This window comes from Hymenobacter lapidiphilus (genome assembly GCF_013377885.1).
In the GTDB taxonomy this organism is placed as follows: Bacteria; Bacteroidota; Bacteroidia; order Cytophagales; family Hymenobacteraceae; genus Hymenobacter; species Hymenobacter lapidiphilus.
This window is the reverse complement of the sequence record NZ_JABKAU010000067.1, coordinates 1-11,370: the sequence shown is the minus strand read 5'-3', so window position 1 is coordinate 11,370 and position 11,370 is coordinate 1. Positions and strand designations below refer to the sequence as shown.

The window sequence follows — 11,370 nt, the reverse complement described above, 5'->3', positions numbered from 1 at the left end:
TATAATAAGGCGGGCCGGGGTAGCAGGTAAGCGGGCTGGTGGTGCGGTGGCCAGGTATTTTTCCAGCTCATTTTGCCGGGTATAAAGCAAATCGTTGAGTTCAAAAAACCCCATTGCCGGCAGTAGCCGGTCCTAGTACAACGATGAAACCGACGTGCCTAAGCGGTGCAGCAGATGCCGTTCCAGCACGCTGCTGCCCTAAAACGGCCAGCATCACGAGCAGAAATAGCACAAACAACCGGGTCTCGTAATGAATCCCGACAAGTGTATTCATGGCGCAGAGGGCGAGTGGAACGGGTTGCTCTGTGTGTCAGCTAACCCGCAACTGCTGAAAACAAGGATTTAATGCGAGTTTAACAACCGCTCGGGGGCTGTGCAAAGGGTCCGCCAGCAGCCAGCTCCGGCTGAGCAGCCAACACCGCCGGTCCCAGCCGCAATACCACAGATCGGAGCATGAGATGTACTGCCCGCAGAAAATGCCCTTAACTAAGCGACGAGGCTGCTGTTCAGGCAAGCTTGTCCCGCGCATCTTCCCGCCAACTGCCGGCCGAGGCTAGAGTCCTCAATGCCCCAGAACACGAAGTCGGTGCCGCAACCTGCAGGAGCACGTTTTCCGCGCGCCGGTAGCCGAATGGGCTGTCCACCAACAAGTTCAGCAGCAGCAGCAGCAGCAGATTTTCTACGACAAGCTGGCCACCGGACCCGGGCAGGAGGGCCACTACGAGGGCATTGTGTACCTGAACATCCTGAACGGTGGCACCTTGCTGCCGGAAGTCGACTACTCCCATCTGTGCGGCCCCGCGCCCTTCATCCGCAAGAAGGTGCAGTACTTGGCCGCGCTGGGCATGTTGCGCGATGCCATCCATTTTGAGGAGTTCGGGCCGGTCACGCTGAGCATGTAGCCGCGGGTTAAATGCCGCTCAACTTGAGCAGCCGGGCCGTTCTGTTATTCGGGGCGGCCCAGTTGCGCGTTGATGAGGGGCGTTTTGGGGGCCAGGAAGAAACCAGTGAGGCTGGCGAACATAATCGGAATAAACTGGTGGAAGCCCGTCATAGTAGCCAGCAGAACGGCCGTGCTGATGGGCGTGCGCGTTACGCAGGCATTGATGGCGGCCATGCAGCTCACCAGAATCAAAGCCAGGTTCTGACCCGGAAACAGCTGGTCGAGAATAAGGCCAGTAACGGCCCCCACGAAAAATAGCGGGATGATAAAGCCGCCCCTCCAGCCTGAGGTAACGGTGAAGGCAATGGCCAGCAATTTGGCCGCCAGCAGCCCCAGCAATACCTGCAGCGTAAAAGGCTTCTCCAGCAGCATCTGCAGCTGGTCGTGGCTGAAGTAGCGCGACAGCGGCACGAAGTAGGCAATTGTGCCGACTATCAGGCCGCCCACCAGCATCTTGACATAAATGGGCACCGCCGCCAGTTCGAAGCTCTTGCGCAGCCGCCGCACCAGAAAAATGAACAGCCAGCCCACCGCCGTGCCCGCCAAGCCGTAGAGCACGGCGTAAAACGAATCGTTGAGGGTAGGCGTGCCCAGCACCGGAAACGACCAGGTAGGCCCGATGCCGATGTGGGTGATGAGCACGAACACCACGTAGCTCGAACAGCTGGCCACCAGCGCCGGCATCAGGGCCTGGTAATACTCCGTGACGTGCTTGTGGTGCAGGATTTCGAGGGCGAAGAGCGTGCCACCCAGCGGAGCCCCAAACAGGGCCGTGAAAGCCGCCGCCATGCCCGCAATACTTAGCGAGCGAAGGTCCTCGCCACGAATACGCAGCTTGCGGGCAATCCAGGTGCCGGTCGAGCCCACCACCTGTACCAGCGGGGCCTCGGGGCCGGCGCTGCCGCCGCTGGCAATGCACAGCAGCGACGAGAGCACCATCGCAGGGTTGTTGCCCGGCTCCAGCCGCCCACCTTTAAAGCGGATGTTATTGACGATGAGGTCCATCTCGCCCGGGTCGCCCAGCCTATGGATAATCAGGCCGGCCAGCAGCCCGGCCGCGCCCATCAGCGGAATAACGTATACTCCCTCAACCCAGCCCAGCCCGTGTAGCAGTAGCTCCAGCACTGTCCAGTAAAGTCCCGCAATCAGGCCGCCAACAATGCCAACGGCCACCCAAAGCAGGAATATCTTGCTGAATACAAATGGGTTAAAGCGTAGTGGTTGGTCGAGCTGCTGCCGCCACGCCAGCGCCCTTCGTCTCATCGTAAAGTCCATGCAGGCAAAGATACCACCCCTGTTTTTTAGCTGAAAAGTGGCTGACCTCCATGCGTATGTTCAGCCATACAGCACGGGGCCACCCTTCAATACAAGAAGGATGGCCCCGTGCTGTATGGCTGAATGTTACGTTACGCGGCCCGCAGCTGCTTAATGGCAGTCTGATCGAACTTGCTCCGGGCGTAGTCCTCATCTATTACTAATTCCGTCACGCCTTCCTCAGAAGGCATGTCGAACATAGCATCGGTCATGATGCCTTCGCAGATGCTGCGCAGGCCGCGGGCACCAAGGCGGTACTCGTCGGCTTTCACCACGATGTACTCAAGGGCACCTTCCGAGAAGCTTAGCGCTATGCCTTCCATATCGAACAGGCGCTGGTACTGCTTCACGATGGAGTTCTTGGGCTCTGTCAGGATTTTTCGCAGCGTGGCGTGGTCGAGCGGGTTGAGGTGGGTGAGCACCGGCAGGCGGCCAATCAGCTCGGGTATCAGGCCAAACGACTTCAGGTCCTGGGCCGTCACGTAGCGCAGGAAGTTGTTGGTGTCTACCTTTTCGTCGAGCTGGGTCTTGGCAAATCCGATGGGCTTGGTGTTGAGGCGGTTCTTGATGATGCGCTCAATACCCACAAAGGCCCCGCCGCAGATGAAAAGAATATTTTCGGTGTTAACCGTAATCATCTTCTGCTCGGGGTGCTTGCGGCCGCCGTGGGGCGGCACGTTCACCGTTGTGCCCTCCAGCAGCTTCAGCATAGCCTGCTGCACACCCTCGCCGCTCACGTCGCGGGTAATGCTGGGGTTATCGCTCTTGCGGGCAATTTTATCGATTTCGTCGATGTACACGATGCCGCGCTCGGCCGCTTCCACGTTGTAGTCGGCGGCCTGCAGCAAGCGCGTCAAGATACTTTCCACGTCTTCGCCCACGTAGCCGGCCTCGGTAAGCACGGTGGCATCGGCAATGCAGAAGGGCACCTGCAGAATATTGGCCAGCATGCGCGTAAGGAAGGTTTTGCCCGTGCCGGTTTCGCCCACCATAATGATGTTTGATTTCTCAATCACCACATCGTCTTTCTGCGGCGTCTGCATCAGGCGCTTGTAGTGGTTGTACACCGCCACCGACATCACCTTTTTGGCCTCGTCCTGGCCCACCACGTACTGGTCGAGGTACTCCTTCATTTCCCGCGGCTTCACGAGGTTGAACTTCGGGGTCTTGGAGTTGGCCCGAATCTTATTCTCCTCGTTCAGGATTTGCTGGGCCTGCCCCACGCACCGTTCGCAGATGTGGGCGTTGATGCCCGAAATCATCACGGTAACGTCTTTCTTGTTCTTGCCGCAGAACGAGCACGTAATATCTGCCATTGCTAAAGGAACTCGCTGAAATAGGAGGGAAGCCGGCCGGTTCCCCAGTCGACCCCAAAGGTACGAAAACCCCAACGCCAACAGAGAGGCAAAACGTGCCGCTGAGGTTGGAAGTGAAGCAAACAAAAAAGCCCGCACCAGCGGGCTTTTTTGGTATCAGGTTGATAAAGAGAACAGTCATGCTGAGCATGACAACCAGTTCAGCCGTTGAGCTTACTCGGCCTTCTTCTTTTCGAGCACCTCGTCAATCAGGCCATACTCTTTGGCCTCATCAGCGCGCATCCAGTAGTCACGGTCCGAGTTGTCGTGGATTTCCTGGTAGGTTTTGCCGGTGTGGTCAGCCAGGATATCGTAGAGCTCCTTCTTGAGCTTAAGAATCTCGCGGGCCGTGATTTCGATATCCGACGACTGGCCTTGCGCGCCACCCGAAGGCTGGTGAATCATCACGCGGGCGTGGGGCAAAGCCGAACGCTTGCCTTTAGCGCCACCTGCCAGCAGCACGGCACCCATCGAAGCAGCTAGGCCGGTGCAGATCGTGGCCACGTCGGGGTTCACGTACTGCATGGTGTCGTAGATGCCTAAACCGGCATACACCGAGCCACCGGGCGAGTTGATGTAGAGCAGAATGTCCTTCTTGGCGTCAACTGACTCCAGGAACAGCATCTGCGCCGTCAGAATGTTGGCTACGTAATCGTCCACCGCCGTGCCCAGGAACACAATCCGGTCCATGATAAGGCGGGAGAATACGTCAATTTCGGCGAAGCGGGTCGGGCGCTCCTCAATTACCGAGCGGGTCATGTTGGAAGGCAGCATCATACCGTTGCGCACCTGGCCCTCTACGTGGCTCAGGTACTGGTCAACGCCCAGGCCATTCAAACCCTGGCCCTTTACGGCAAACTTGCGGAACTCTTGTTTATTCAGCATGGAGAGTAATAGAAGTGAGTAGTTAGAGGTGAGAAGTGAGATACAAATCGGTTGTCATTCTGAGCAGAGCGAAGAATCTCGCGTGCCAAAGTAACTTCTAACGACAGGGTTGGCATTGTCAGCGAGATTCTTCGCTCCGCTCAGAATGACAACCGATTTGTATCTCACTTCTCCATAAAAAAAGCCCCTACGACAAGTAAGGGCTTTTTTGTTGGTTTTGAAAACCGGAACAGCGGGATTAGCCGGCGTTCTGATTGCGGAAGTCCTCGGCCGTAATCTCGTTGTCGTTAACAACAACTTTGCCGCGCAGGTTTTCCAGCACTTTCTCTGCCAGAATGGCCTCGTACTCCTGTACGTAGTTCTTACCGTTCTCCTGGCGCAGGAAGTTATCGGCGAAGCCGCGCACCGACTCTTCGAGCTCGGGCGTCATCTCCATATTAAACTGACCCAGGATTTTCTGCATCGTGCGGTCTACGATTTCCTCGTTTTCCACCTTCAACTCGTTGGCCTCAACCACTTTATTGCGGATCATCGACCACTTCAGCTCCTTGGCGTAATCGTCGTAGTGCTCCTCAATCTGCTCGGCGGTCAGCTTTCCTTCGTTGGCGCGCACCAGCCACTTCTTAAAGAACTCCTTGGGCAGCTCGATGGTCACGTTCTCCAGCATCTTGTCGATAATCTGACGGTTCATCAGATTGTCCGACTCCCGGTCGTAGTTCTCCATCACCGTTTCGGTCACCTTGGCATCGAAATCCTCCTTCGACGTTACGATGTCCTTGCCGAATACTTTGTCGAACAGCTCTTGGTTGAACTCGGCGGCAGCAGTGCGCTGCACCTTCTCCACGGTCAGGGTGTAGTTGCCTTCTATGGCTTCAGCCTCCTCACGGCTCATGCCGGTGAAGTTGGCAATGGCCTTCGCGTCGCCGTCAAAAGCGGTTTTGAGGTCAAAGGTGATAACGTCCTCGGGCTTGGCACCCACGAACTTATCGGCTTCGCTCTTCATTTTGTTGGTTGGCAGCATCAGCAGGCGGCCTTCGCCTTCCTCGCCGTCCTTACGCAGGCGGCCCACCAGGTAGTCGCCGGCTTCGGCAGCCTCGGGCTCAGTGGTTTCGCCGAACTGGCGCTCCAGCTGCTCGTAGGTTTCGTTCTTGGTGTTCTCGTCGAGCGTCACTTTGTGGCGGTCAACGGCAATAGCCTGGTCGGCGGGCAGCTCGAAATCGGGCAGCAGGCCCAGCTCAAACTGGAACGCGAAGTCTTTCTGGTTGTCGAAGTCGATGTCGGAGGCCACTGGCAGGGGCTCGCCCAAGATGCGCAGGTTATTCTCCTTAATATAACCATCCACCGATTTGCCCAGCAGCTCGTTGATTTCGTCAACCAGAATGCCTTTGCCGTACATCTTGCGCACCAGCGTTACCGGCACTTTACCGGGGCGAAAACCCTTAATCTGGGCTTTCTTGCTGTATTCCTTCAGCTTGCTCTCTACGGCGGTGGCGTAGTCGGCCTCCGTAAGGTTTACTGTCAGGATGGCATGAAGCTGGTCGTCTTGCTTGTCGAGGGTGATATCCACTGCTGGTCGGTTAAAGGTGCTACGTTGGGGTAAAAAGGGCCGGGTTGGGACCGACCCCTAAAAAGAAACCCCCAACGGGTGGGTTGAGGGTTTAAATATGATTTCAGCGAACTGAAACCCACTTTGTGCGGATAGAGGGACTCGAACCCACACGCCTTGCGGCACCAGATCCTAAGTCTGGCACGTCTACCAATTTCGCCATATCCGCGGCACGAGGCCAACTGCCTCGGGGGCGCAAAACTACGCAAGCTCCTTTACAAAACCAACGTCTTTCGCAACTACCTGCCTTATTATGTTTCCCCGGTGGGGCCTGCAACCGCCCCGGCGCACCAACTCGGCCTCGTTGTTGTTACTTTCCGGCCGAGGGCCTCGTATCTTCGCTACTCGTTTTTTCGGTACCGCTCCGTGCCGCCCGTCCGCCATGTCCATCGCCATCGACCCTGAAGTAGAACGTCAGGAAATCCTGCGCCACTACCGCCGCCTGCTCCGTACTGCCAAGCCTTCGCTCAAACCCGGCGATGCTAAGCTTATTAAAAAGGCGTTCAATACTTCTCTGGAAGCCCACAAGGAGATGCGCCGTAAGTCGGGCGAGCCCTACATTCTGCACCCGCTGGCCGTCGCCCAGATTGTGGTGGAGGAAATAGGCCTCGGCACCACCAGCATTGTGGCGGCCCTGCTGCACGATGTGGTGGAGGATACGCCCTGGGAGGTGGCCGACGTGGAGCGCGAGTTCGGCCCCAAGGTGGCGCGTATTGTCGATGGGCTTACCAAAATTTCGGGTGTCTTCGACTACGGTACCTCCGAGCAGGCCGAGAACTTCCGGAAAATGCTGCTCACGCTCTCCGACGACGTGCGCGTTATCCTTATTAAGCTCGCCGACCGCCTCCACAATATGCGGACGCTCGAATCGATGCCCCGGCACAAGCAGCTCAAAATATCGTCGGAAACCATTTACCTCTACGCCCCGCTGGCTCACCGATTGGGCTTGTACACCATCAAAACCGAGCTGGAAGACCTTTACCTCAAATACACCGATACCGAAGTGTATGAGGAACTGGTAACTCAGGTGCGCCAGAGCCGCACGTCGCGCAACCGCTTTATCAAAGATTTTGTGCAGCCCATCGACGATGAGCTGAAGGCCCAGGGATTTAAGTACGAAGTAAAAGGCCGGCCCAAAAGCATCTATTCTATCCTCAAGAAGATGCGCAAACAGAATATCACTTTCGATGAGGTGTATGACCTGTTTGCCGTTCGTATCATTCTGGATGTGCCACCAGAGCAGGAAAAGGCGGCTTGCTGGCAGGTCTACAGCATCGTCACCGACTTCTACCAGCCCAACCCTGACCGCCTGCGCGACTGGGTGAGCACACCCAAGGCCAACGGCTACGAGAGCTTGCATACCACTGTTATGTCGCGTACCGGCCAATGGGTAGAGGTGCAGGTGCGCAGCCGTCGTATGGATGACATTGCCGAGAAAGGCTACGCCGCCCACTGGAAATACAAGGATACCGGCGTGGCCCAGCCCGAATCGACGCTGGAAAGCTGGATAAACAAGGTGCGCGAGATGCTGGAAACCAACAATTCCAGCGCCCTCGAATTTATGGACGAGTTCCGCCAGAACCTGTTCGTGAAGGAGGTATACGCCTTTACGCCCAAAGGCAAGCTCATTATCCTGCCCGATAAGGCCACGGCCCTCGATTTTGCGTTCGAAATTCACTCCCAGATTGGTCTGCAGTGCCTCGGGGCCAAAGTCAACCAGAAGCTGCAGCCCCTGAGCTACCAGCTCCATAACGGCGACCAGGTGGAAATCCTGACCTCCCAGAAGCAGCGTCCCACCGACGAGTGGCTGCAATACGTCACCACATCCAAGGCCCGCACCCGCATCAAAGACTGGCTCCGCGACAACCGCAAAGCCAAAGCGGAGGACGGCCGTTTTCTGGTAGAAAAGCGGCTGGAGTTGCTGGGTATTGAGGCAAATCAGGAGAACATCAACCGGTTACTGGCCTTCTTCAACGTCAGCAACCTGCCCGAATTCTTCTACCGCATTGCCATCGGCCAGCTCGATGGTCGCGAAATTGTACACGATGTGTTCAAGGACGGCGAGTTGCCGAGGCTGCCCTCTCGCCTGGAGCCGCGCTCCTTCGACCACGAGGTGCAGAAGGTACGCGGCGTGAAGGCCAACATGCTCGTTATCGGGGAGCGTACCGACAAGTTCAACTACACTATCGCGCCCTGCTGCAACCCTATTCCCGGCGACGATGTGTTCGGCTTCGAAACCGATAAAGGCATCGACATCCACCGCACATCCTGCCCCAAGGCCGTGCAGATGATGTCAAACTACGGTAACCGCATTGTGCGCGCCAAATGGACTGAACAGTTGGAACTGGCCTTTTTGGCTGGCATTCGCATCAAAGGCGCCGACCGCGTGGGCCTCGTCAACGATGTTACGCGCATTATCAGTACCAGCCTCAAAGTGAATATGCGCTCCATTACCATGGATTCCAACGACGGCGTCTTCGAAGGCCAGATTATGGTTTTCGTCAACGACACCGCCCACCTCAATCACCTCATCCAGCGCCTGAGCAAGGTCAACGGCGTGATGGCTGTAGAACGGTTCGACTCATAAGCAACACGCATAGTCGCTACACAGAGGCTGGTTGGCGAATACCTGACCCACTGGCGGCTCTAAAAAGTATTCCTCAAAACCGAGGGTATAAAAAAGCATAAGAAAGGAGCTGTTCTGGCGGTTACTATCTACTTCAAATGCCGATTGGGCTGGCGCTTTTCATTGATTTCACTCCTTATATTATAAGGTCGCAGAATATGGCAATTTCCGAGAAGCATCTCGATAAAGAAAAGTACGAGGAGGTCAAGAAGATTTTTACCGCCTACCTCGAGAACAAGGGCCTGCGCAAAACGTCGGAGCGGTATGCCATCCTGGAGGAAATATACTCCCGCACCGGCCACTTCGATGTCGAGCAGCTCTATGCCGGCATGAAGGAGCAGGGCCTGCGCGTAAGTCGCGCTACCGTATATAATACGCTCGATCTGCTGGTTGAGCATGGCCTTGTGAGTCGCCACCAGTTCGGCCGCAACCTGGCCCAATACGAGAAAAGCTACGGCTACCGCCAGCACGACCATGTCATCTGTACCGAGTGTCATAAAGTCGTCGAGTTCTGCGACCCACGTATTCATGGCATCCAGACGATGGTAGGGGAGTTACTCAACTTCCATATCTTGCACCATTCTTTGAACCTTTATGGCGTGTGCGGCGACTGCCGCGCCCAGGCCGCCGCCATCCAAACCTCATGAAAACTGATTCCTCCGTCCAAGACGGCATTCTATTCGTGCGCCTCTCCGGCGACCTCATTGGTAGTCCCGATACCCAGCAGCTGCTCCAGAGCGTCGACCAGCACCTCGGCGAAGAGTTGCTCCATTGCGCCGTCGATCTGTCGGGTATCCGCTACATCAACAGCACCGGCATCGGCGTACTGGTGTCGCTTCTCACCAAATTCCGCAGCCGGGGTGGCGAGTTGGTACTTATCAACCCCGCCGACCATCCGCGCAAAATGCTGGCGCTAACGAAGCTGAACGCAATTTTTTCTGTGGCTGATGATGAAGCAGCGGCCACTCAACTCCTGAAAACCGCAAACTAATGCCTGTTGACGTATTGGTAGGATTGCAGTGGGGTGATGAAGGCAAAGGCAAAATTGTCGATGTCCTCGCACCCACGTATGATGTAGTAGCCCGTTTCCAGGGAGGCCCCAATGCCGGCCACACCCTCACCTTCGATGGCATCAAGCACGTTTTGCACCAAGTGCCATCAGGTATTTTTCACCCGCATATCCTCAATGTAGTCGGCAACGGCGTGGTGCTCGATCCGGTGGTATTCCGCCAGGAGCTGCAGAAGCTCACCGACCGGGGTGTCGATTACAGCCGCAACCTCTACATCTCGCGCAAGGCCCAGTTGATTCTACCCTCGCACCGCGCCCTCGACCGCATCAACGAGGAAGCCCGCGGCGGCGACAAAATCGGTTCTACGCTCAAGGGCATCGGCCCCACCTATCAGGATAAAATCGGCCGCACCGGCCTGCGCGTCGGCGATATTCTGCTCCCCGATTTCGAGCAGCGCTACCGCGAAGCCGTTGCCCGGCACGCCACCATTGCTGAATTCCACGGCCGCGGCCTCGACATTGAACAGTTCGAGGCCGATTTCTTTTCTGCCGTCGACTTCCTGCGTACCCTGCAGCTCACCGATACCGAGTACTTGCTGAACGATTTGCTGCGTGAGGGAAAGAATATCTTGGCCGAAGGTGCACAAGGCTCCATGCTCGATATTGATTTCGGCACTTACCCCTACGTTACCTCCTCCAGCACCATAGTGGCAGGTGCCTGCACCGGCCTCGGTATTGCCCCGCGCCACATCAACAAGGTATACGGTATCAGCAAGGCCTACTGCACCCGCGTAGGCGCCGGCCCGTTCCCAACCGAGCTGCACGACGAAGTAGGGGAGCAGATCCGGGCCGCCGGCCGCGAGTTCGGCGCCACCACCGGCCGCCCGCGCCGCTGCGGCTGGATTGACTTGCCCGCCCTGCGCTACAGTATCATGCTGAACGGCGTAACAGAAATCCACCTCATGAAGGCCGACGTGCTCGATGAGTTCGACGAAATCCGGGTCTGCACGCACTATGAGCTGCCTAATGGTGAGCAAACTGACCATCTGCCCGACCACGGTGATCTGGAAAAGCTGACACCTGTATATATAAGCATGCCCGGCTGGCGCACCAATCTGCAAGCCCTCACCGACCCAAAGGCTCTCCCTGCAGAGTTGATAAACTACATCAGCTTCCTGGAGAAACACCTCGAAGTACCTATCAGCATCGTCAGCGTAGGCCCCGACCGCGTGAGTACCCTGCACATGAGCTAGGTTTTCAAAACGGAAATGACCCTCAAAAACCCGGATTGCTAACCGCAATTCGGGTTTTTTGCGTCTTAGACTAAAGCTCTGCAAAGAAATATTACGGTCAGCATGAACTAATCTGTCACCCCAACGGGTTATTATCCAGCCTACTGACCACAACAGTAAGTGGTTTTAAAGAATTATTTGTGGGCCTATCTTGCGTAATCCGGCGTAATACCCCACTTTTGCATCCCCAACCGGAACGCGGTCGGGCCGGCTACTTCCTCGGAAGCGCCACTTGAAAAAAAAAGTTGTCCGTGTGGGTTGCGGAAGTCGGAAAGGTTTTGCTACCTTTGCACCCCGCTTCAACCGGAAGCGCTTTCATCCTGGTTAGCTAAGCCCACTC

Annotated in this window: 9 protein-coding genes and 1 tRNA gene; 5 read left to right on the top strand and 5 right to left on the bottom strand. The window is 56.5% G+C overall.

Annotated features, from left to right (window positions below; translation table 11 throughout):
- Positions 1–731 precede the first annotated feature (731 nt).
- Positions 732–902, top strand: coding sequence for a hypothetical protein (locus HW554_RS19635; RefSeq protein ID WP_176910234.1), 171 nt, complete (start codon positions 732–734; stop codon positions 900–902).
- A gap of 44 nt (positions 903–946) precedes the next feature.
- On the opposite strand, the gene HW554_RS19630 is transcribed toward HW554_RS19635, so the two are convergent.
- The 5 genes from HW554_RS19630 to HW554_RS19610 form a co-directional block, all read right to left on the bottom strand.
- A complete protein-coding gene (locus HW554_RS19630; protein ID WP_176910233.1) occupies positions 947–2,218 on the bottom strand; it encodes a chloride channel protein in 1,272 nt (423 codons plus the stop codon).
- A gap of 131 nt (positions 2,219–2,349) precedes the next feature.
- A complete protein-coding gene (clpX, locus tag HW554_RS19625; protein ID WP_176910232.1) occupies positions 2,350–3,573 on the bottom strand; it encodes an ATP-dependent Clp protease ATP-binding subunit ClpX in 1,224 nt (407 codons plus the stop codon).
- Positions 3,574–3,786: 213 nt separating this feature from the next.
- The gene (locus tag HW554_RS19620) at positions 3,787–4,497 is read right to left on the bottom strand and encodes a ClpP family protease (protein ID WP_116943268.1); all 711 of its coding nucleotides are present in this window, start codon (positions 4,495–4,497) and stop codon (positions 3,787–3,789) included.
- Positions 4,498–4,735: 238 nt separating this feature from the next.
- Positions 4,736–6,064, bottom strand: a complete 1,329-nt coding sequence (gene tig / locus HW554_RS19615; RefSeq protein WP_176910231.1) for a trigger factor — start codon at positions 6,062–6,064, stop codon at positions 4,736–4,738.
- A gap of 126 nt (positions 6,065–6,190) precedes the next feature.
- Positions 6,191–6,272 (bottom strand) — tRNA-Leu (locus HW554_RS19610).
- Positions 6,273–6,485: 213 nt separating this feature from the next.
- Here HW554_RS19610 and HW554_RS19605 point away from each other — a divergent pair.
- The 4 genes from HW554_RS19605 to HW554_RS19590 all read left to right on the top strand — a co-directional run bounded on the left by HW554_RS19605 (position 6,486) and on the right by HW554_RS19590 (position 10,991).
- Positions 6,486–8,690 carry a RelA/SpoT family protein gene (locus HW554_RS19605; protein ID WP_176910230.1) on the top strand — a complete coding sequence of 735 codons (2,205 nt, stop codon included), beginning with the start codon at positions 6,486–6,488 and terminating at the stop codon, positions 8,688–8,690.
- A 197-nt stretch (positions 8,691–8,887) separates the two neighbouring features.
- On the top strand, positions 8,888–9,376 hold the full coding sequence (locus HW554_RS19600; protein WP_176910229.1) for a Fur family transcriptional regulator: 489 nt from the start codon (positions 8,888–8,890) through the stop codon (positions 9,374–9,376).
- Positions 9,373–9,720, top strand: a complete 348-nt coding sequence (locus HW554_RS19595) for an STAS domain-containing protein (RefSeq protein ID WP_176910228.1) — start codon at positions 9,373–9,375, stop codon at positions 9,718–9,720. The genes HW554_RS19600 and HW554_RS19595 overlap by 4 nt, the downstream gene beginning before the upstream one ends.
- Positions 9,720–10,991 carry an adenylosuccinate synthase gene (locus HW554_RS19590; RefSeq protein ID WP_176910227.1) on the top strand — a complete coding sequence of 424 codons (1,272 nt, stop codon included), beginning with the start codon at positions 9,720–9,722 and terminating at the stop codon, positions 10,989–10,991. Before HW554_RS19595 ends, HW554_RS19590 begins: the two co-directional genes overlap by 1 nt.
- Positions 10,992–11,370: the final 379 nt, after the last annotated feature.

Bases quoted from the DNA above. Each gene is read 5' to 3' on its own strand.
- HW554_RS19600 (WP_176910229.1), top strand. From the start codon at position 8,888: ATGGCAATTTCCGAGAAGCATCTCGATAAAGAAAAGTACGAGGAGGTC.
- clpX (WP_176910232.1), bottom strand. From the start codon at position 3,573: ATGGCAGATATTACGTGCTCGTTCTGCGGCAAGAACAAGAAAGACGTT.
- HW554_RS19605 (WP_176910230.1), top strand. From the start codon at position 6,486: ATGTCCATCGCCATCGACCCTGAAGTAGAACGTCAGGAAATCCTGCGC.
- HW554_RS19630 (WP_176910233.1), bottom strand. From the start codon at position 2,218: ATGGACTTTACGATGAGACGAAGGGCGCTGGCGTGGCGGCAGCAGCTC.
- HW554_RS19620 (WP_116943268.1), bottom strand. From the start codon at position 4,497: ATGCTGAATAAACAAGAGTTCCGCAAGTTTGCCGTAAAGGGCCAGGGT.
- HW554_RS19590 (WP_176910227.1), top strand. From the start codon at position 9,720: ATGCCTGTTGACGTATTGGTAGGATTGCAGTGGGGTGATGAAGGCAAA.
- HW554_RS19595 (WP_176910228.1), top strand. From the start codon at position 9,373: ATGAAAACTGATTCCTCCGTCCAAGACGGCATTCTATTCGTGCGCCTC.